This is a genomic window from Ruegeria sp. B10 (assembly GCF_056539825.1).
This window is the reverse complement of the sequence record NZ_JBQFVP010000018.1, coordinates 36,353-57,493: the sequence shown is the minus strand read 5'-3', so window position 1 is coordinate 57,493 and position 21,141 is coordinate 36,353. Positions and strand designations below refer to the sequence as shown.

Here is a 21,141-nt window from a genome sequence, read left to right as displayed (position 1 = left end):
TATCCTTGGCTTGATAGGGCCGACCGGGCCGAAAGGAGTTTGACATGTACAAGAAAGTTCTCGTTCCAATGGCGCTGGATCACGATATCTCGCAACACACTCTGGAAGTGGCGCGTGCCTTGTCTCAGGGCGGCGGAGAGATCATTGCTCTGCATGTTTACGAAATGCCGCAGGGCTCGGTCAGTGCGTTTCTGGACAAGGATCTGGTGGCAGAAGGATATCGCCGCGCCCGACTGGAGCTGTCGCGCAAAGTCGAAGGGCTGGATGGGGTAAGTTCCGAACTCGTAAAGGGCCACACGGCGCGCACGATCATAGATTATGCGGCAGAGAAAGGTGTCGATTGCATCGTCATCGGGTCTCACAAGCCCGACCTCAGCGACTATTTCCTGGGCTCCACAGCGTCGCGCGTTGTGCGTCATGCCCCTTGCGCGGTGCATGTGTACCGCAGGTGATAACCGTCAATCACGCCCTTGGGCGACAACAATAGGACTGACAGCCGGAAGATGAATATAGACAAGAAGATCACTGACGATCTGGTGGCGAACGACATTTCGTTCGTGACCACCGTCCCCTGCAAGCAATTGGCCGGTGTCATTGATGAGATCGACCAGCGCGAAGGCATCTATCACATCCCTTCGAACAAAGAGGACGAGGGGATGGGCCTGTGCGCGGGGGCATGGATGGGTGGTAAGCGCCCGGCCATTATCATGCAGAACACAGCGATCGGTGTGACGATCAACACTTTGGCGACCCTGATCCAGTATTATCGGATGCCACTGCCGATGCTGATCTCGTACCGGGGTGAGCTGCGCGAGCCAATTGCCTGCCAGGTCGAGATGGCTGTTCACACCAAGGCGTTGTTGGCGCAGCTCAATATCCCGACTTACCATTTTCACCATCAGGCGGATGTGGCCGAGCTGGATGCGATCCTGAAATACACGTTCATGTGCAACAAGCCGGTCGCCATTCTGACCGATGCCAACTTCTGGGGAGGCTATGGCGACCAATGATCCGTTCTGAAATCCTGAAAGAAATCGCTCCGATCCTGCGGGATCAACTGGTGGTTTGCAACATCGGCATTCCCAGCCAAGAGCTGCACGCAATAGATGACCAGCCAACGAATTTCTACATGCTGGGCACGATGGGGTTGGCTTCATCCATAGGTCTGGGGTTGGCCCTGTCCCAGCCCAAGCCGGTGATCGTGATCGACGGGGACGGGTCCGTTCTGACCAATCTGGGAACGCTGCCGACCATCGCGAACAACGTGGCTGACAATTACATCCTGCTGATCGTCGACAATGGCTCATACGGATCCACCGGGGATCAGCCGACCTATGCCGGGTTGAAGACGTCATTGGCGAAAATGGCGGCTGCGGCAGGATGTGAGCACGTGATTGAATGCGCCGCCGAGGACACAGGTCGCGTGTTACAAGAGGCGTTGGACGCCCGGCAGATGACCATCATCGTCAGCAAATGCGAAAGCGGCAACGCCAAGATGCCGCCGATCACGATGGACCCAGTGGTGATCCGAGATCGGTTTATGAAGGCCGTACAGGCCTAAACACTTCTTCGGTTTTGCCGAATGCACTGATCAAAGCCGTCCTTTGCGGGCGGCTTTGGCACTAAATGTCTAGCGCGACAGAAGACGCCGTTTCTCGGCCATAACCTCGCGGCGCTGCTGTTCTATCCCCGTCCTGAACGAGCGCTCGACAAAGTCGATATGGTCCAGCGCGGCCTGTTCGGCGCGCTTTTCGTCTCCGTCAATCACCGCTTGACCCAGGGCAAGGTGCTGATCCAGCAACTGTTTGCCCGAACCGTCAATCGATTTCAGGAAACTGCGGTTATAGAAAACGCCGCGCTTGGTCAGTTCGTAGATCGAGGCCATCATATGGATCAAAGTGGCGTTCTGGCTGGCGTCGACAATGGCCGCATGCAGGGCGAAATCCGCCTCGCGTGAGGCTTGCGCATCGTTCGCCTCCCACGCCCGCACATTTTCGTCGAGGATTTCGGCGATCCTCTCCTTGTCGGCCTTGGTGGACCTACGGGCGGCAAGACGGGCGGCAAAGCCTTCTTGTTCGCGGCGGTATTCCAGGTGGTCGAAAAAGGCGGGCTCGTGCCGTTCGTAGAGCGCCAGAAGGGCCGGCAACATCGCTTGCCCGGTTAGGGCGGCGACAAAGGTCCCCTCACCATGCTGAGTGGTGACCAGCCCGCGCTCTTCCAGCACGGCCAGTGCTTCGCGCAGCTTCGGCCGTGAGACCCGAAGCATCTCGGCCAGATCCCTCTCGGACGGCAGCTTGCGGCCCTGTTTCAGAATACCCGACGCGATGAGGTCTTCGATTTGCGCCACCACGGCGTCGGCCAGCGATTCGTGTCCGACCGGTTCAAAAATCGCTTTGGTGTTCATGGGGTATACCTAAGTAAGATGCCGACGTGAGATATATTGGTAAATAAATGTAACCATATTGGTGCGTTTTTCAAGCATTCAGTCCGAGCATGGAAATGCATCTTAATGCGTTCAACCAAATAAGAATTTCCGAAAACACGTAGGTTTCCATCGAAACGGAGTGCACCCAGCCAGGAACACTTCTGCAGTTCCAGTGGTAAATAAAATTATTGACTGAGCAGCACTGGTAAAGTTAGTGAACCACTAATGCAAACCCGCAGGGGTCTGCGTTTGTGTTTGAGGCAGATGCCCGACCCACCCAGGAGGAGACATTATGAAAAAGACCCTGACGAGCCTTGCCGTAGCCGCCAGCCTGATGGCCGCACCTGCGGTTGCTAAAGACAAGCTGCTGTTGAAAACCCCGATTGCATTCTCGACCGAACTGCCCGGTCTTGGTTCGCCAATCCCGCGCGTTGCCGAGCAGTTGGACCTGATGTCGGGCGGTACGCTGAAGATGAAGGTGTATGAGCCGGGCAAACTGGTTCCTCCGTTCGAAATTCTGGACGCGGTTTCGACTGGCAAGATCAACTCGGGCTACACCACCGCGGGCTACTGGGCGGGTAAAATCCCGGCTGCTCCGCTGTTCTCTGCCGTTCCTTTCGGCCCTGAGGCGGGCGAATACATGGCCTGGCTCTACTACGGCAACGGCATGACGCTGTACCAAGAGATGTATGATCAGGCGGGCTACAACGTCCACGTGATCCCTTGCGCTGTCATTGCTCCCGAGACATCGGGCTGGTTCGCCACAGAAATCAACTCACCCGAAGACCTGAGCGGCCTGAAGATGCGTTTCTTCGGCCTGGGCGGCAAGGTTATGCAGAAACTGGGTGTTGCGACCTCGTTGCTGCCCGGTGGCGAGATCTTCCCGGCGCTGGAAAAAGGTGCGATCGACGCGACCGAATTCTCGATGCCCGCCATCGACGCGCGTCTGGGCTTCCACAAGCTGGTCAAGTTCAACTACTTCCCCGGCTGGCACCAGCAAGCGACCGTGTTCGAATTGATGATCAACAAAGACGTCTGGGCAGAGACCAGCGAGCAGCACAAGGCGATCATCGAAAACGCCTGTAAGGCTTCGATGGCCGACAGCTTTGCCGAAGGCGAAGCGATCCAGCACGCGGCTCTGATCGACAACGTTGAAAACAACGGCGTCACCCTCAAGCAGTGGTCACCCGAGATGCTGGATACCTTCCGCAGCACTTGGGAAGAGGTCGCCGCCGAAGAGGCCGCAAATGACGCTTTCTTTGCCAAGGTTCTGGCCGACATGACCGAGTTCCGTGACGGCTACAACCTCTGGAAGACCAACGCCTTCCTCCCACGTCAGTAACTTCCTCACTGACGTCTCTGGGGCAGCGGACACTGCTGCCCCAATCGATTTCTGATCTTCGGATTTTTCCAAACTTTCACCGCCCTTGCACAGGGCTGCCGGGCGAGGAATGACCATGAGCAATCCAAATACCACCAAAGATCCGGTTGAGGCCTATGAAGGCATCCTGGAGCATCCCGATACCGACCGCCAAAAGATCGCCGTAGCCATTGATGCCGGCGTCAAGGCTGTCGGCCATGTCGTCATGTGGGCGAACGTGCTGCTGATGGCGGCGATTTTTTCGCAGGTCGCGCTGCGCTATCTGCTCAGCCAGAACTACCCCAAACTGGATGAGATCCAGTGGCACTTCTACGGCATCGTTACGATGATCGGCATCTCATATGCCTTGATCACGGACAGCCACGTGCGCGTCGACGTGCTGCATATGCAATTGTCCCGCCGGGCGCAGCGGATCATCGAGGTGATCGGCATTCTGACCCTGCTGACCCCGTTCATCTATCTGATGATCGATCAGGGCTATGACTATTTCTACGAAAGCTTCCGCGTCAACGAACGCTCGGATAGCCCCACCGGTCTGCCTGCGCGTTGGGCCTTCAAGGCGGTCATTCCAATCAGCTTTGTTCTGTTGGCGTTGGCTGCGCTGGCGCGGCTGATCCACGACGGGCACGCACTGATGTACGGACCGGCCTCAGAACGCGAAGGGGCTCCGCTGCGTCGTATCCTGCTGGTGCTGGCTGTATTTGCCGCCGTCTGTGTGGGTCTGACCTTCCTGGTCGAAACGACCGAAGAAAAACTGGTCATTGCGATGTTCCTGACCTTCATCGCGCTGCTCTTCACCGGCTATCCGGTGGCCTGGGTGCTGGCTGGTGTAGGTGTTGCCTATTGCGGTCTTGCTTACCTGTTCGACAATGACCTGATGCTGTGGACCGGGTTGGAGAGCACCTTTACCGGGCTCGATTATTTGACCCTCGGCGCGGTGGTGAACCGGGTCTACGCGACCATGTCCAACGCGGTTTTGGTTGCCCTGCCGATGTTCATCTTCATGGGCCTGATGCTGGACGAATCCGGTGTGGCCGAACGTCTGATGACCTCGATGCAGCGCCTGTTCGGCACCGTGCGAGGTGGCCTCGCCATTACTGTGACCCTCATCGGGATCATTCTGGCGGCCTCGACCGGTATTATTGGGGCCTCCGTCGTGCTGCTGGGCGTGCTGTCTTTGCCGTCGATGATGCAGCAGAAATATCAGCCGACGCTGGCAGCGGGCGTGGTCTCTGCTTCGGGCACGCTGGGTATCCTGATCCCACCCTCGATCATGCTGGTGATTATGGCCGACCAGATGGCTCTGTCCGTCGGAGACCTGTTCATGGCCGCCGTCTTTCCCGGTGTGATCATCGGGGGGCTATACCTGACCTATATCTTCATCCTCGCACAGGTGAAGCGCGACGCGGCCCCCGTGCCCGAAGGGGCAAAGGCGCCCGACTGGGATGCTGTCAAAGACGTTCTGATCGCCGTCATTCCAACACTGCTGCTGATCCTCGCGGTTCTGGGCTCGATCTTCGGAGGTTTGACCACCCCGACCGAGGCCTCTGGCATCGGTGCATTGGGCGCGACGCTGTTGGCGCTGGGATATCGCAAGCTGACCTTCGCGAAACTGTGGAACGTGCTGGTTTCGACCTTCAACACCACCGCCTACATCTTTGCGATCTTCCTTGGCGCGACGGTATTCTCCTATGTTCTGCGGGAACTTGGCGGCGATGAACTGATCGAGCACGTGGTCCAATCCACCGGCTTCGGTGCCAATGGCACGATCCTGTTCATCCTGTTCATCGTATTCCTGCTGGGTTTCGTGTTGGACTGGATCGAGATCACCCTGATCGTGCTGCCTCTGATGCGTCCGATCGTGAACGGCTTGGGCATCGATATTCCGGGCTTCGGAGTGCTGGATGAACCCGCACTGGTCTGGTTCGTGATCTTGGTGGCGGTGACGCTTCAAACCAGCTTCCTGACACCGCCGGTTGGCTTCGCGCTCTTCTACCTGAAAGGCGTCTGCCCGCCCGAGATCAAGCTGATGCATATCTACAAAGGCATCATCCCCTTTGTGCTGCTACAACTGACCGGATTGGCGCTTGTCTTCCTTTGGCCGACACTCGCCACCTGGCTGCCCTCTGTGGCGTATTAAGGAGATCACGTTATGCGCCTGACAGATTGCCACAACTTTCACGACTTCCGGCAGCTGGCCAAGCGCCGCCTGCCGGGGCCGATTTTCAACTATATCGACGGCGGTGCGGATGATGAGGTGACATATCGCCAGAACACCGCCGCTTTTGACCGCTGCGATCTGCTACCTTCGGTGCTGCGCGGGGTGAAGGACGTGGACATGTCCGTCACCGTGATGGGCCAGAAGCTGGATATGCCGTTCTACTGCTCGCCCACCGCTCTGCAGCGGTTGTTCCACCATCAGGGCGAACGGGCTGTGGCGGCAGCGGCCGAGAAATATGGCACTATGTTCGGTGTGTCTTCGCTGGGCACCGTCTCGCTTGAAGAGCTACGCAAAAAACACAAGAACCCGCAGGTCTATCAGTTCTATTTCCACAAGGATCGCGGCCTGAACGCAGCGATGATGCAGCGTGCGAAAGAAGCCGGGGTTGAGGTCATGATGTTGACCGTCGACAGCATCACCGGCGGCAACCGGGAACGAGACCTGCGCACCGGTTTCTCGATCCCATTCCGCCTGACACTGGGCGGCATGATCCAGTTTGCGATCAAGCCGATGTGGGGGATCAACTACGTCACCCACGAAAAATTCCGCCTGCCGCAATTGGAAGAGCATGTGGATATGGGCGGCGGCGCCAGCTCGATCGGCGGCTATTTCACCGAGATGCTGGACCCGTCGATGAATTGGGATGACGTCGCGCAGATGGTGCGCGATTGGGATGGTCAGTTCTGCCTCAAGGGGATCATGACTGTTGAAGATGCCAAGCGCGCGGCTGAAATTGGCTGTACCGGGATCATTCTGTCGAACCATGGCGGGCGGCAGCTGGATGGCTCACGCACGCCGTTCGATCAACTGGCCGAGATCGTAGATGCGGTTGGCGACAAGCTGGACGTGATCATGGACAGCGGCATTCAGCGCGGTACTCATGTTTTGAAGGCGCTTTCGATCGGCGCGAAAGCGGTCGGTGTTGGACGTCAGTACCTGTATCCTCTGGCTGCCGCTGGTCAGCCGGGTGTCGAACGCGCGCTGGGTCTCATGCGGGCCGAGATCGAACGCGACATGAAGCTGATGGGTGTGACTAGAATCGACCAACTGAGCCGCGAGAATATCCGTTTCCGCGCCGCATAAAGACACGAGGAATGCCATGACCAATGACGCGTTGATTGAACATTTCCGCTTGGTCGTTGGTGCGCGGCATGTCCTGACTGGCGAACGCGCGACCGAACGGTTCCGGCGCGGTTTCCGCTCGGGCGAAGGCGAGGCGTTGTGCGTCATTCAGCCCGGCAGCCTTGTGGAGCAGTGGAAGGTTTTGCAGGCTTGCGTTGCAGCCGATAAGATTGTCATCATGCAGGCGGCCAACACCGGCCTGACCGAAGGGTCGACCCCCTCGGGCAGCTATGACCGGGACGTGGTACTGATCAACACGCGCCGCATGGACACTCTGGTACCGCTGAACGACGGCGAGCAGATCGTCAGCTTTCCCGGCGCCACTTTGTTTGCGCTGGAAAAACTGCTGGCCCCATTGGGGCGAGAACCGCATTCGGTGATCGGCTCCTCATGTATCGGCGCGTCGATAGTGGGCGGGGTCTGCAACAACTCGGGCGGGTCACTGGTGGAACGTGGCCCCGTTTACACCGAACTGTCCGTCCATGCGCGGATTTCCGAGAAGGGCGAGCTGGAGCTGGTCAACCATCTGGGAATTGATCTGGGCGACACGCCGGAAGAGATCCTGGCAAATCTCGATGCAGGTACGTTCGACCGGAACCCGGGGGCCACGAACAAACGCGCCTCGGCCAGTGACTACGCGCAGATCGTGCGTGATGTCGACGCAGAAACGCCAGCGCGGTTCAATGCGGACAAGGCGAAGCTGTTCGAATCCGCTGGCTCGGCTGGCAAGCTGGCCGTCTTTGCCGTTCGGCTTGATACGTTCCCCAAGAACGAGGCCGAGAAGGTCTTTTACATCGGAACCAACAGCCCCGATGATCTGGCCGCCCTGCGCCGTCATATCCTGTCGGAATTCAAGTCGCTGCCGGTGTCCGCTGAATACATGCAGCGCGAGGTGTTCGACATAACGGCGCGATACGGCAAGGATACGGTCGTGATGATCGACAAGCTGGGCACTGACCGGCTGCCGATGTTCTTTGCGCTCAAAGGCGCAGTCGATGCCCGCCTGCGCCGAATTCCCTTCCTGCGCAACTTTACCGACCGATTCATGCAGATGGCGGTCTCGGTCTGGCCGCGTGTCTTGCCGAAACGGATGTTTGCGTTTCGCGACCGTTACGAACACCATCTGATCCTGAAGATGAAGAACGAAGGGATTGCCGAGGCTGCCGAATGGCTGCCCATATTCCTGAAAGATCGTGACGGCGATGCTTTTGAGTGCACCCCGCGAGAGGCCAAGATCGCGGGCTTGCACCGCTTTGCCGCCGCCGGGGCTGCCGTCAGGTACATGGCGTTGCATGGCAATGAAGTCGAAGACATCATTGCGCTCGATGTGGCTTTGCGGCGTAACGATCAGGACTGGCTTGAGACGCTTCCGCCCGAGATTGAGGATCAACTGGTCCATAAGCTCTATTACGGGCATTTCATGTGCCATGTGATGCATCAGGACTACGTGGTCAAAAAAGGCGCCGACCCAAAGGCTTTGAAAGCCGCAATGCTGGAGTTGTTCGACACGCGAGGCGCGGAATATCCGGCTGAACATAATGTGGGGCATTTGTACAAGGCCAAACCCGATCTGGCCGCCCATTACAAATGCTGCGACCCGACCAATTCCTTCAATCCGGGGATCGGTAAAATGTCCAAAGCACGAAACTACGCCGAGCCCGAATAAATCGGACGCATGTTGCCTATGGTCAGGGCACCGATCGCCCCTCAAACCTGAGGTCAGGCGCAGGTTTCACTGCTGCGTTGAGGCAAAAAAATCCAGCCCTACGGGAATCCCCCAATTTCGCCATATGTCGCGGCCCGCTAAACAAGAGACAACAACTGGCCACGATGGGCCACACAGAGTTTCCCCGATGAGGGGCTGGTCCATACCCCCTCGGCCGGCCCCTCAATAATTTTCAGGGTATGCACTGAGGCCTATTTCACCTGAGCAGACATCTGCAGCATCTGCGCGACCAAGGACGGAATCTCGTCCGCCTTGTCATAGGCAATGTCATGCGGAATATCTGTCACGGGCGACTTCCGATAGCCCTGCGTGAACAGGAGAAACGGGATCTCGGCGCGCTCGGCTGTTTCTGCGTCCACCTCGCTGTCGCCCACGAAAACACGCGACCCATGAGCTGGCAATGCGTCGAAGCTTGCAAATAGATGCTGAGGGTCGGGTTTCCTGGTGGTAAGGCTATCGCCACCCAGAACCGCATCGAAGTATTGCGACAGGTCCAGTACGTCGAGAATATGCCGGGCAGGGGCCTCGGGCTTGTTGGTGCAGACGCCCAGTATGTGCCCCTGCGACTGCAAGCTGGCCAACGCCTGAGGAATGCCGGGATAGGGCACCGTCGTCTTGCTGGCCCCTGCCGTGTAATGCGCGAGCGTCACCTTCGTCAGTTCGCCAAGACGATCCAGAGGCAGCTCGCAGTGCCGGATCATGCGCTCGACCAGCTTGGGGAGACCGTTGCCTACGAATCGCCCGATCACTTCGCGCGGCAGGGGGGGCAGGTCGAGATCGCTCAGCGTCTGGTTCGCGGCTGCAACGATGTCACCTAGGCTGTCGACCAGAGTTCCGTCCAGATCAAATACAATTGCCGCGCCCATTGTGACCTCAGTGTTTTACCTATGCGTTCAGGCCTAACCTGCCCGTTAAGAAGGCGCAATATTGCATCTTTCGGCAACCGCAAATGCGCGGCTTGACAATCCTTACTAAAATAATAAGAATAAGAGCAGAAGCCGACAGCCACCCCAGACTCGGGTCAGCCAGGTCATTGAGAAAGCGAACAGTTCAGGTCCTTGCCTGAGATACTCCGGAGTTGTCAAATGAACGCGCAGACCCCTATCGCCACCCAGTCCTTTGCCGTATCCATGCTGCCTTCGCACAAGGCCGAAGAGCTGACCAAAGGGGGCAATCTCGCCCATATCGAACTGGGTGATCAGCTTTATACGCTGCGCATCACCCGCGCCGGCAAACTGATCCTGACAAAATGAGCAGCCCGTCGTCGCGGGGCGGCGCACCCGTCGGACGTCTGACGGACCTCGCCCCGATCGAGGCAGGCGCGGTGATGTATCTGCGCCTCTGGAGCGAAGGTGCCAGAGGCCGCGCCGACGCTGCCAGTGATTTTGATATCGCCTTTGGCGCGGATCAAGGGCGTGCCGCGATGCTGACCCTGGATCGTCTGTGCTCGCTCTGCGCCAACCACGGTCGCCGTCCCTTGATCCGCCATGGATTGGGATGTGCCTGTCTGGGCGCGGACGAAAACTGTTTCGCCCAGATGATTGCCGCCGCATCGGAAGGCGCGCGCGAAGACGCGATGATGATGGCCTCACTGATCGTGCGCCCGGATTTTGCGCCCGCCCTTGCCTCTTTATCAGAAGAGCTGGGGATGGCCCTGCGCCGCATGACAGCCGCCGTTCCAATGCCGACAACGGGTCATCAAACCCCCTCGGCCGTGTTGCATTGATCGGCAAATGAAACCCCGGCGGTTGCGCCGGGGTTTTTCACTAGCAGCAGCCACAACCTGCGTGATGGTGGTCGTGGTCGCAAACCGGGGCAGGGGCGTAATCGCCGACACCTTTCAAGACATCCCGCAGCGCCCAAAGGATCATGTCCACATCCTCGGCTTCGATGGTCAGGGGCGGGCGGATTTTCAGGATATTGTCTTTGGGACCTTCGCTGCCAATCAGGATGCGATGATCGCGCATCCGGTTCTTCACGAAGCTGCAGATCTCGGTCCCTTCCGAGCCATCCGGGTTGATCAGTTCAACCCCCAGAAACAGCCCCATCCCGCGCACGTCGCCGACGCAGCCAAACTCGGATTCGATCTGCCGCAGACCCGCCATCAGACGGTCGCCCATGACGCGGGCATTGTCCTGCAGGCCTTCGTCATCAACGATGTCCAGAACCTCTTTCCCAATGCGGCAGGACAGGGTGGAGCCGCCGAAGGTCGAGAAGAACTCGATCCCGTTGTCAAAGCTCTGGGCGATTTCCTTGGTTGTGGCCAGCACGCCCAGCGGGTGGCCGTTGCCAATCGGTTTACCCATGACAACGATATCGGGCAGCGCGCCTTGGTGTTCGAAACCGAAATAGTATTCGCCCAGTCGTCCAAGTCCGGTTTGCACCTCATCAGAGATGCAGACACCACCTGCGGCGCGGATTATCTCATAAACTGCAGGCAAATAGCCTTTCGGCGGAATAATCTGCCCGCCGACCGAAGGGAAGGTCTCGGCGATGAAACCAGCCACACCCTGACCTTTCTCTTGCAGAGCAGCAATCGCCGGGTCCACGAGATCTGCGTATTTTTGCGCGCGGTCGGCGTCATCACGTTTGAACGAGCCTCGGTAGTCATCCGCGACCTCAACCAACTCAACCCAATCAGCCTGACCGATCCCGCCGGGTTTGTTGAACTTATAGGCCGAGATCGCCACGGCCGCGTTCGTGTTGCCGTGATAGCCGTGATCCGGCGTCACGATCCCCTTGGCGCCGGTATGGGCGCGGGCCAGACGCAGGGCCAATTCGTTGGCTTCGGTGCCCGAGTTGACGAAAAAGCAGACCTCGAAATGATCCGGCAGTTTCGATAGCACCTTGTTGGCAAACGCGGTCTGCGCCGGGTGTAGATAGCGGGTGTTCGAGTTCATCCGCTTCAGCTGGTCCGCCGCAACGGCCTGAATGCGCGGGTGGGCGTGGCCCACATGCGGGACGTTGTTATAGGCGTCCAGATAGGGGCGGCCCCATTCGTCGAACAGGTGGTGTTTCCAACCGCGCACCAACATGACCGGGTCATTGTAGGTCAGGCTCAGGTTACCGCCGAAATGATCGTGACGCCCTTGCAGAACTGCCTGTTTGTCAGTCGGCTGATAGCAAACCTTGTCATCGGCGAGGTTCAGCAAGGCCGCCGGGTTCGGACAGACCGCGTTCCACAGCTCCAGCTCATCAGGGTCGGCGACACCGGGCCAGTCGGCCTCCATGCCATCGGTTGTCAGAGCGAGTTGGAAATGCACATGCGGGGCCCAACCACCGTTCTGCGTGGCATCCCCAAGGCGTACAAACGCAGCGCCTTGTGCCACCGGATCGCCCGGATTCAGACGATCGCAAACCTCTGGGTCCAGATGGCCGTAAAGCGTATAGAGCGGATCCCCTTCGGGCGTTTCATGGTGCAGGATCACCACGCCGCCATAGTCAAGATGGCTGTCGCGATTTTCGACCACTTCGACCCGACCGCTCATCGGGGCGTGCAAAACCGTGCCAGCGGGCGCAAAGACGTCCACGGCCAGATGCACCGTGCGCCGGTCCGAGGCTTTCCACCGCCCCTTGCGGAACCCGGGCTCCGCGTAGATTAGTCGGGGTTCGTTGTAATAGCCCAGCCACAGGCCCTCGCCGAATTCCTCACCCACCCGCGCGGCTTCTTCGAGAGGCATATGGAACGGGTTCTCTGGCCATGTGGAGTTCTCAACGGAAAGAGACCCCATGGGCACATCGCTCAGGTCCTGGCCAAACATCTCGGCAAAGTGGCCGCGATGGTCCGTGAGGTAAGCATGAATGCGCTCGGCCCCATCGACCACCGGGAAGCCGCAGGCGCTGCGTAAACGAGCGGACATCAGGCCGCCATTGACGGCCTCGTTCTCAAGGAACCGCCATGCCGGGGCCTGACTGATGGTCACATAAGGGTCGTCAGGGTTTTCCGCCGCCATCAGGGTCGAGTTCACTACGGACACCGCCAGCCGCAACCGCAACAGGGGCCAAATCAGATCGACCTCCTCAGCGCTCAGCCGATTGGCGGCGTGATAGCCTCGGACCAGAGCGGTCAGCGCGCGTTCGGGTTTCGGGTGATCCAGAACGACATAAGCCCCAGCAATGGCCACCTCACAAATACGCGGCGCGGCGCACATGTCGCCTAGGTCGATCAGGCCGGATACGGTGCGCCGTTCGTTCAGCTCACCTTCGACGAGAATGTTGTAGTCATTGGCGTCGTTGTGAATGGCTTGCGTGGGAAGACTTTGCAGCGCATCTGAGACGGCAGTGAAACCCTGCACAATTTCGCCCAATAGCGCGCGGCGGGCCGGGTCACTGACTGCATCCAGCTGATCCGCGATCCAGTCACCTTGCATCAGGTCCCATTTGAAATCGTCCCGCTGCAGGCTGTCATGCGCAAACCCGGCCAGAGCGCGATCGGTCGCGCCCAGTACACGCCCCAGCTTCAGGATCAAATCTTCGGATTTCGGCTCGACCTTGGCGTAACACTTACCCGGAAGGCGCTCCAACAACCAAGCCAAACGCAGGTGACCGTCCTGATCTTCGATCTCGGGCAGGACAGCACCATCCAACGAGGGGAATACCTTGGGGAAGGGCAGCCCCGGAGCCTCAGACGCGATATGTTCGAGCGCCTTGACTTGAAGGTCGACGAACTCTGGCTCGCACCCCGCGCGCATGACTTTCAGAACGTAGTCCTGTCCGTTCTTCGCTTCGACCAGAAAGTTCAGGTCATACTCTCCGTCCAGCCGTGTCAGACGGGCATCCAGCCCCCAATATTTGCGCAGGGCATCTGCCCAAAAATCACTCATGTCTTTCATTCCCATCCCTATCCGCCGCGCAACGCGGATCTCTTCATCTGGCTAAAAATATCTTCGGGGGTGAATTGACCAATAGGGCCAAGAGGGGGCAGACAGCCCCCTTAATCCAACGCCCGCAACCGCTTGATCAGCGACGAGGTATCCCACCGCCCACCACCAAGTTTTTGCACATCCTTATAAAATTGATCCACCAGCGCGGTGACGGGCAAAGATGCGCCCGTCTCATTAGCTGTGTCGAGACAGATGCCCAGATCCTTGCGCATCCAGTCTACCGCAAAGCCGTGGTCGAAATGGTCGTCCAGTATGGTCTCGTACCGGTTGGCCATCTGCCAGCTGCCCGCCGCACCCTGGCTGATCACCTCAACCACCGCGCGCCCGTCCAGACCAGCCTTTTCGGCGAAATGCAGCGCTTCGCTGAGGCCCTGCACCAGACCGGCAATCGCGATCTGGTTGCACATTTTGGTCATCTGACCGGCACCGCTGTCGCCAATCCGGCGGCAGATTTTCGAATAGACCTGCATGATCGGCTTTGCCGCATCAAACACCGCCTGATCACCGCCGCACATGATCGAAAGCACGCCATTCTCGGCCCCGGCTTGACCGCCGGAGATCGGCGCGTCAACAAAAGAGATCCCTTGCCCTTTGGCCGCCTCGTAAAGCTCGCGCGTCACCTTGGCCGAGACGGTCGTGTGATCCACAAAGGTCGCGCCTTCAGACATTCCGGCAAAGGCGCCATCCGTGCCGGTGCACACCATTCGCAGGTCGTCATCATTGCCAACACAGGACATGACGAATTCTGCCCCCTCCGCAGCTTCGTTGGGAGTTGTCGCCATTGCGCCGCCATGTTGGGCCACCCAGGCTTCGGCCTTGGAGGCGGTCCGATTGTAAACGGTAACCTGATGACCTGCAGCCTGAAGGTGCCCAGCCATGGGATAACCCATGACACCCAAACCAAGAAAAGCGACTTTTGCCATGGGATGATCCTCTCCGCTGACCGGCATTGCTTGATTGCCGGAGTGTTTGGCACTGACAAAGCAAAGCCTGCGCGAAAGGGCAACCCCGTGTTAGCTGTTCCCACCCAGATCCTTCAGGATCGGGCAGTCCGGTCGGTCGTCTCCGGCGCAGGCCTCGATCAAATGGCTCAGCGTGTCACGCATCGCCTTGAGGTCGGCGATTTTTGCGTCGATCTGCGCCAGATGATCCCGTGCAACTTGCTTTACATCCGCGCTCGCCCGGCTTTCATCTTCATAGAGCGCCAGCAGCGTGCGGCAGTCTTCGATGGTAAACCCCAAGGCGCGGGCGCGGCCCAGAAAGGTCAGCTTGTGGATGTCCTGTTCGCGAAACCGGCGATAGCCGTTGTCATCGCGCAGAGGTTTGATCAGCGCGATATCCTCATAGTAGCGGATCGTTTTCGCAGGCAGTCCGGTGCGGGTTGAGACATCACCGATATTCATGCGTGGGCCTCCTTCGCTGCTTTCTGCGCACCTTCCGCGACGTTGGAGCGGACCCATCGCAGACGCAGCGCATTGGTAACGACAAAGACGCTGGACAGGGCCATCGCGCCCGCCGCAAGCACCGGGGACAGCAATGGCCCGCCAAAGGGGTACAACATTCCGGCGGCCACCGGGATCAGCAATGTGTTGTAGCCAAACGCCCATCCGAGGTTCTGGCGGATGTTGCGCATGGTCCGGTGGCTGATATCGATTGCGTTCACGACGCCGCGCAGATCGCCGGACATCAGAACCACATCTGCGGCCTCGATCGCGACATCCGTTCCGGTGCCGATAGCGACGCCGACATCAGCTGCCGCCAGTGCCGGTGCGTCGTTTATCCCATCGCCCACAAAGGCGAGCGCGCCGAATTCGCGGCCCAAGCCCTCTAGCGTTTTCTGTTTGTCACCGGGCAGCAGGTCGGCGGCCACGTGATCAAGGCCCAGCCTGTCTGCCATCGCTTGCGCCGTTTGCGCGTTGTCTCCGGTTACCATGGCAAGCGTCAGGCCCATATCGTGTAGCTTGGCCAGCGCCTCGGCCGTGCCCGGCTTCACAGGGTCCGAGACAGCCAGACTGGCTGCCGCCACCCCATCAATGGCTAAGAACAGTGGGGTCGCCCCCTGCGCGGCCCGTGCATCGGCGTCTGGCTTCAGATCCGAGGTATCCACACCCTTCTGATGCATCAATTTGTATGAGCCAATCAGCAGGTCATGCCCCTCTGCGCGGCCCTGAAGGCCAAGACCGGTGAGGGACTGAACCTGAGAAACCTCGGGCAGATCAGAAGGCCCGGCGCGGGTGATAGCAGTGGCAATAGGGTGTTCCGACCGGGATTCGATCGCGGCCGCCAGCCGCAGCACCATATCCCGCTCAAACCCGTTGGTGGTTGTCACGTGGTCAAGTTCGGGTCGTCCAAGCGTCAGCGTACCGGTTTTGTCGAAGGCGATCACCTTGGTCTGCTGCAAGTGTTGCAGCGCATCGCCCTTGCGGAACAAAACACCTAGCTCCGCCGCACGGCCCGTCCCCACCATGATCGAGGTCGGCGTGGCCAGACCCATCGCGCAGGGGCAGGCGATGATCAAGACCGATACCCCGGCCACCAGTGCCAGCGGCAATGAGGGAGAAGGCCCGAAGATCAGCCAAGCAGTGATGGTCAAAGCCGCCACCAGCATCACTGCAGGAACAAAGCGATAGGTCAGCTGGTCGACAAGGCTTTGGATGGGCAGTTTGGCCCCCTGCGCCTGTTCCACCATCGAGATGACTTGGGCCAGAACCGTGTCCGCCCCAACGCGAGTCGCCTGCACACGCAGCGGGCCGGTTCCGTTCACGGTGCCGCCCACCACCGGGTCGCCAGCGGATTTGCCAACTGGTACCGGCTCTCCCGTGATCATGCTTTCATCGACGTAAGAGGTTCCGTCGAGGATATCTCCATCCACCGGAACGCGCTCTCCGGGACGAATTTGCAGCACGTCACCCACGGCTATTTCGGCAATGGGGCGATCCTCGGTTGCGCCATTTTGTTCGACGCGCGCGGTTTTGGGCTGAAGCCCGATCAGCGCGCGGATGGCCGCGCCGGTTTTGCCTTTGGCGCGCGCCTCCATCATGCGGCCCAGAAGGATCAGCACAATGATCACGGCTGCGGCCTCAAAATATACATTCGCTGTACCCTGTGGCAGCAGGCCGGGCGCGAAAGTCGAGATGATGGAGAACAGATAGGCCGCCCCCGTCCCCAAAGCGACCAGAGCATTCATGTCCGGCACCCCGCGCAGCAGGGACGGAATGCCCTTGGCGTAGAACACGCGTCCCGGGCCAATCAACAGGGCCGTTGTCAGGGCAAACTGGATCAGATAGCTGGTGTGCTGTCCGAGAGTTGCGTGAACCCAATGGTGGAATGGGGGAAGCATATGCCCGCCCATCTCGAGAACAAATACGGGCAGGGCCAAAATAGCGGCCAGCACTGTCGCACGCTTCAAGTTGCGCGCCTCATCCGGCGTATCATCGGATCGGGTTTCCGACCCCGGAGATGTCTTAAGCTGCGCGGGAAACCCAAGCTGAGTTGTGATCTGTGCCAGCGCCTGCGGCGTGGTCGCGCCCTCGATGTAGGTGACCGATGCGCTTTGGTTGGCAAGGTTCACACTCGCCTCAAGAACGCCGGGGCTGTCTTTCAGAGTGCGCTCGATCTTGGCCACGCAAGAGGCGCAATTCATCCCGGTGATCTGTAAAGCGGTCTGATGCATTGCCGCAGGATAGCCGGCGGCCTGCAATGCATCACTGAGGGCCGAGACCGGTCCGTCAAACGTAACCTGAGCCGTCTGGGTCGCAAAATTGACCGAGGCGTCCTGTACGCCGGGGACAGACTGCAAGGCAGCCTCGGCGCGCCCAACGCAAGAGGCACAGTTCATGCCCGTGATTTTCAATTGAGTGCTCTGGGTCATGCGACTCATCCCGACAGATATCTTACCGACCACATGGGGGTTCCAGTGACGGGAAGGTCAAGAGGTGTTGCGTGGTTTTTAGCGGCCCTCGCGCCGAAATAGGCTTTCAAGCAAGGTTTGGGCATTGGGGCTCTCGGGGGCCGACCGCACCGCATTGGGTGAGGCAAAGAAGCCAAACAGCACAACAAGGAACAAAAAGGCAGATCCGATGATCAACGCCGAGGCGATCTGCAAAGCTGAGCGTATCATACTATCGCCTGTTCATGTGGCCACCGCCGCAGTCAGCAAATCGAGCACCAAAATGATCGGCACATATCGCGGGGCAACAAAGCTGGAGTGGCGTTTCATCGTCAGATCCTTGGGTGTACAGATCGGTAACTCTTTAAAAAGTGTTCTCACTGGCTATGATTTGCAAGAGCTCGCGTTGCAAAAAAGTGAAGTCGTTGTGATGCTTTGGGTTCACGACGTTCAGTGACGTGAAGAAACCGCAATGGAAGTGGGATAAAAATGTACAGGCCGGTACACTCAGGTGTTTTCTGATGCGCCCTAACAAACGCGATGAACTGGTGCGCAAAGCGATGGAGGTCTTCTACCGAGACGGGTTCCACGCGACCGGCATGGATAAACTGGTGGTGGAAACCGGTGTGTCCAAGACCTCGATGTACAAACACTTTCGCACCAAAGAAGATCTGATCCTGGCCGTCCTGCGCCTGCGGGATGAGAGTTTTCGCAATCGGATCGTGCGACGGGTTGAGCAGATTGCAGACACGCCAGCCGGGCAATTGATTGCCACTTTCGACGCTTTTAAAGAGTGGTTCGAAGAGGACGACTTTCGCGGATGCATGTTCCTGAAAGCCGCGGCCGAGTATCAGGACGCCAGCCATCCGATTCATGTGCAGGCGGCAGAACATAAACGGGTTATGTTGGAACATCTGACCTCATTGGCCCACCAATCCGGCGCGCATGCGCCAGAGCTTCTGGCCCGTCAGATCGTTTTGCTGCAAGAGGGCGCGATCGTCTCGGCCGTTTTGTTGAAAAACGGCAATCCGGCTGAAGACGCAAAGGCCGCAGCGCAAATGCTGCTGGATGCTGCGCTGACCCGAAAGAACGCTGCGTTGCATTGACGGAACGCGGCGTTACGTGGATTGGCCTATCTACGGTGCCGCGATAGCCTTTCAGGTAACACCTGATCGGAGAATACCACATGTCGCTTTTTACCTCGACCGCAGCCTGGGTCACTGACGAACACCGGATGTTTGCCGAAATGGCGGGGCGGTTTCTGGATGATGAACTGGTCCCTAATGCGGAAACCTGGGCCGCGAATGGCATCGTAGACCGGGCATTCTGGCACAAAGCCGGGGAAACCGGTCTGATGGCGGGTGCGATCCCGGAAGAATATGGCGGCGTCGGTGGGGACATGGGGTTTGACTCGGTCACTCTGTACGAACAGACGGCGCGTGGGGACGCCGGATGGGGATATGGGATCCAGTCAATCGTGACGCACTATATCACGGCCTATGGCAGCGAAGACCAAAAGCAGCGTTGGTTGCCCAAGCTGGCCTCGGGCAAGATGGTAGGGGCTTTGGCCATGACCGAGCCGGGCACAGGTTCGGATGTGCAGGCGGTGCGAACCTCGGCTGAAAAGGACGGCAATTCCTACCGCCTGAACGGGTCTAAGATCTTCATTACCAACGGTCAGAGCGCGGATCTGATCATCGTTGCCGCCAAGACGGACAAGACCTTGGGTGCCAAGGGGGTATCTCTGATTGTGGTTGAGACGGACGGGGCCGAGGGTTTCCGGCGCGGGCGCAACCTCAAGAAGCTGGGTATGAAGGGCAATGACACCGCCGAGTTGTTTTTTGAAGATGTCAAAGTGCCGATGACCAATCTGCTCGGCCCAGATGAGGGGCAGGGGTTCTACCAGTTGATGAAACAGCTTCCGTGGGAGCGTTTGACCATCGGCATCATGGCACTGGGCGCGATTGATTTCGCCATCTCTGAGACAGTGAAATACGTGCAGGAGCGCAAGGCCTTTGGTCAGCGCGTCATGGATTTCCAAAACACGCGGTTCAAACTGGCCGAGTGCAAAACCAAGGCGGAAGTGCTGCGTAGTTTCGTGAATGATTGCATTGGCAAGTTGGATGCGGGCGAGTTGGATGCCGCCACCGCGTCCATGGTCAAATACTGGGGGTCTGAGGTCCAGAACGAGATCATGCACGAGTGTCTGCAACTTTTTGGCGGCTATGGCTTCATGATGGAATACCCGATCGCCCGCCTTTACGCCGATGCGCGCGTGCAGATGATCTATGGCGGCACCAACGAGGTCATGAAGGAACTCATCGCGCGTTCGATAGACGTCTGAGGCCCTCCCGCCCGTCGTCGAAGTTCCTGTCGGAACATCTCCTCCCGTTGGTTCGGGGAGGGGGGGGCTGCGCCCCCGCCTCCTCTCGCCCCCTGCCGTCCGCAAGACGCAAGGCCAAAGGCCGCGCAGTTTTTTACTTGGCGGCTTGTTCGGATATCTATGTGATTTCCGGGTCCAGCTGCCGTTCGAGCCATGCTCGAAATGACTTCAACGGTTCGGATTCGATCCTGTTCTTGGGCCATACCAGATAGTACGCGCCCAAGCTGACCTCTGGCCCGTCCCAAGCCAAGGCGAGGCGGCCGGTTTTGAGGTGCTCTTCGACCAAATAGCTGGGGAACAAGCCAACGCCCAACCCATGGATCGTGGCCTGTATCATCGTTGAAAACTGATCGAACAGCATCCCACGCGACCCGCTGACAGGATGGTCCTGCGCGGCAAACCAGCGCTCCCACCCGTCGGGGCGCGTTTCCATGTGCAAGAGGGGTGCCTGCTCCAGCCAGTCGATTTGATCGCTCTGGTCGGGCAGAAGGTCAGGGGCGCAGACGGGCACGACATACTCTGTCATGATCTTCAGGTAATTCACACCGCTCCAATTCTGGCGACCAAAGTGAAAACCCGCGTCGAAGGCCTCGGTCTCGAAATCGAAGGGTCGCAGCCTTGTGTTCAGGTTGACTGTGACTTCTGGGTGATTGCGGGCGAAGTCCTGAAGGCGCGGGGCCAGCCAATGCATCCCGAATGCCGGCAGAATGGAAAGGTTGAGGGAGCCGCCGGTTGGGTTGGCCTTCAGTTTCAACGAGGCCTGCGCCAGTTGATGCAGCGCTGTGCGGGCCGTCTGGACATACTCTTGCGCAGCCGGGGTCAGGTGCAACCTCATCTGAGTGCGTTGGATCAGTTCGATGCCCAACTGCTCCTCCATCGTTTTCAGTTGGCGGCTGATGGCGCTTTGGGTCAGCGATAGCTCCTCGGCCGCAGCCGAGGCGCTGCCCAACCTGTCCACAGCCTCAAGCGCGAGCAGGGATGAAATCGACGGAAGAAAGCGGCGGGGCGCGATCATATTACATTTCCTCATACCTTTGGGTTTGATTATCACTGGCTTTTTCCCGACACCAGCCGGATATACTGGCCTGTGACGCGCGCGCCCGCGCCGTTC

At 58.9% G+C, this 21,141-nt stretch carries 19 protein-coding genes and 1 pseudogene; 12 read left to right on the top strand and 8 right to left on the bottom strand.

Features of this window, described 5'->3' with window-relative positions:
• The first annotated feature begins 44 nt into the window (after positions 1-44).
• From ACR0J4_RS20985 to comE, 3 genes are read left to right on the top strand one after another with little or no spacing between them, the layout of a single operon-like run.
• Positions 45-452, top strand: a complete 408-nt coding sequence (locus ACR0J4_RS20985; protein WP_170468584.1) for a universal stress protein — start codon at positions 45-47, stop codon at positions 450-452.
• A gap of 51 nt (positions 453-503) precedes the next feature.
• Positions 504-1,010 (top strand): sulfopyruvate decarboxylase subunit alpha, encoded by a 507-nt coding sequence (locus ACR0J4_RS20980; RefSeq protein WP_170468582.1) that lies wholly within the window; start codon positions 504-506, stop codon positions 1,008-1,010.
• Entirely contained in the window at positions 1,007-1,561 is a 555-nt protein-coding gene (gene comE, locus ACR0J4_RS20975) for a sulfopyruvate decarboxylase subunit beta (protein WP_170468580.1), read from the top strand. Before ACR0J4_RS20980 ends, comE begins: the two co-directional genes overlap by 4 nt.
• Positions 1,562-1,630: 69 nt before the next feature.
• Here the strand turns inward: comE and ACR0J4_RS20970 are convergent, their stop codons facing one another.
• Positions 1,631-2,404: a FadR/GntR family transcriptional regulator gene (locus ACR0J4_RS20970; protein ID WP_170468578.1), complete on the bottom strand. Its 774-nt coding sequence runs from the start codon at positions 2,402-2,404 to the stop codon at positions 1,631-1,633.
• A 313-nt stretch (positions 2,405-2,717) separates the two neighbouring features.
• On the opposite strand from ACR0J4_RS20970, the gene ACR0J4_RS20965 reads away from it, so the two are divergent.
• The 4 genes from ACR0J4_RS20965 (at position 2,718) to dld (ending at position 8,815) form a co-directional block, all read left to right on the top strand.
• The gene (locus ACR0J4_RS20965) at positions 2,718-3,767 is read left to right on the top strand and encodes a TRAP transporter substrate-binding protein (protein ID WP_170380531.1); all 1,050 of its coding nucleotides are present in this window, start codon (positions 2,718-2,720) and stop codon (positions 3,765-3,767) included.
• 115 nt (positions 3,768-3,882) lie between these two features.
• Positions 3,883-5,946, top strand: a complete 2,064-nt coding sequence (locus ACR0J4_RS20960; protein ID WP_170643909.1) for a TRAP transporter large permease subunit — start codon at positions 3,883-3,885, stop codon at positions 5,944-5,946.
• A gap of 12 nt (positions 5,947-5,958) precedes the next feature.
• Positions 5,959-7,110, top strand: coding sequence for an alpha-hydroxy acid oxidase (locus tag ACR0J4_RS20955; RefSeq protein WP_170556428.1), 1,152 nt, complete (start codon positions 5,959-5,961; stop codon positions 7,108-7,110).
• 16 nt (positions 7,111-7,126) lie between these two features.
• Positions 7,127-8,815 (top strand): D-lactate dehydrogenase, encoded by a 1,689-nt coding sequence (gene dld / locus ACR0J4_RS20950; protein ID WP_170643907.1) that lies wholly within the window; start codon positions 7,127-7,129, stop codon positions 8,813-8,815.
• A 251-nt stretch (positions 8,816-9,066) separates the two neighbouring features.
• Here dld and gph read toward each other — a convergent pair whose 3' ends face one another.
• A complete protein-coding gene (gph, locus tag ACR0J4_RS20945; RefSeq protein ID WP_170643905.1) occupies positions 9,067-9,741 on the bottom strand; it encodes a phosphoglycolate phosphatase in 675 nt (224 codons plus the stop codon).
• A gap of 219 nt (positions 9,742-9,960) precedes the next feature.
• On the opposite strand from gph, the gene hemP reads away from it, so the two are divergent.
• Entirely contained in the window at positions 9,961-10,128 is a 168-nt protein-coding gene (hemP, locus tag ACR0J4_RS20940) for a hemin uptake protein HemP (RefSeq protein ID WP_170484503.1), read from the top strand.
• Positions 10,125-10,601 carry a hypothetical protein gene (locus ACR0J4_RS20935; protein WP_170643903.1) on the top strand — a complete coding sequence of 159 codons (477 nt, stop codon included), beginning with the start codon at positions 10,125-10,127 and terminating at the stop codon, positions 10,599-10,601. Before hemP ends, ACR0J4_RS20935 begins: the two co-directional genes overlap by 4 nt.
• A gap of 40 nt (positions 10,602-10,641) precedes the next feature.
• Here the strand turns inward: ACR0J4_RS20935 and ACR0J4_RS20930 are convergent, their stop codons facing one another.
• From ACR0J4_RS20930 to ACR0J4_RS20910, 5 genes and pseudogenes are all read right to left on the bottom strand, one after another.
• On the bottom strand, positions 10,642-13,707 hold the full coding sequence (locus ACR0J4_RS20930) for an aminotransferase class III-fold pyridoxal phosphate-dependent enzyme (RefSeq protein ID WP_170643901.1): 3,066 nt from the start codon (positions 13,705-13,707) through the stop codon (positions 10,642-10,644).
• Positions 13,708-13,808: 101 nt separating this feature from the next.
• Positions 13,809-14,747, bottom strand: a pseudogene (locus ACR0J4_RS20925) (NAD(P)-dependent oxidoreductase); the annotation flags it as partial.
• 24 nt (positions 14,748-14,771) lie between these two features.
• Positions 14,772-15,161, bottom strand: coding sequence for a Cu(I)-responsive transcriptional regulator (gene cueR / locus ACR0J4_RS20920; RefSeq protein ID WP_170484511.1), 390 nt, complete (start codon positions 15,159-15,161; stop codon positions 14,772-14,774).
• Entirely contained in the window at positions 15,158-17,629 is a 2,472-nt protein-coding gene (locus tag ACR0J4_RS20915) for a heavy metal translocating P-type ATPase (protein ID WP_170643897.1), read from the bottom strand. Before ACR0J4_RS20915 ends, cueR begins: the two co-directional genes overlap by 4 nt.
• Positions 17,630-17,707: 78 nt before the next feature.
• Positions 17,708-17,878 (bottom strand): hypothetical protein, encoded by a 171-nt coding sequence (locus tag ACR0J4_RS20910; protein WP_170643895.1) that lies wholly within the window; start codon positions 17,876-17,878, stop codon positions 17,708-17,710.
• A 52-nt stretch (positions 17,879-17,930) separates the two neighbouring features.
• Between ACR0J4_RS20910 and ACR0J4_RS20905 the strand changes: the two genes are divergently transcribed.
• The 3 genes from ACR0J4_RS20905 (at position 17,931) to ACR0J4_RS20895 (ending at position 19,991) form a co-directional block, all read left to right on the top strand.
• A complete protein-coding gene (locus ACR0J4_RS20905; RefSeq protein ID WP_170643894.1) occupies positions 17,931-18,104 on the top strand; it encodes a hypothetical protein in 174 nt (57 codons plus the stop codon).
• A 64-nt stretch (positions 18,105-18,168) separates the two neighbouring features.
• A complete protein-coding gene (locus ACR0J4_RS20900; RefSeq protein WP_170643893.1) occupies positions 18,169-18,753 on the top strand; it encodes a TetR family transcriptional regulator in 585 nt (194 codons plus the stop codon).
• Between the two features lie 80 nt (positions 18,754-18,833).
• Complete coding sequence (locus ACR0J4_RS20895) at positions 18,834-19,991, top strand: acyl-CoA dehydrogenase family protein (RefSeq protein WP_170643891.1); 1,158 nt, start codon at positions 18,834-18,836, stop codon at positions 19,989-19,991.
• Positions 19,992-20,148: 157 nt separating this feature from the next.
• Here ACR0J4_RS20895 and ACR0J4_RS20890 read toward each other — a convergent pair whose 3' ends face one another.
• Positions 20,149-21,045, bottom strand: a complete 897-nt coding sequence (locus ACR0J4_RS20890) for a LysR substrate-binding domain-containing protein (RefSeq protein ID WP_170643889.1) — start codon at positions 21,043-21,045, stop codon at positions 20,149-20,151.
• Positions 21,046-21,141 lie beyond the last annotated feature (96 nt).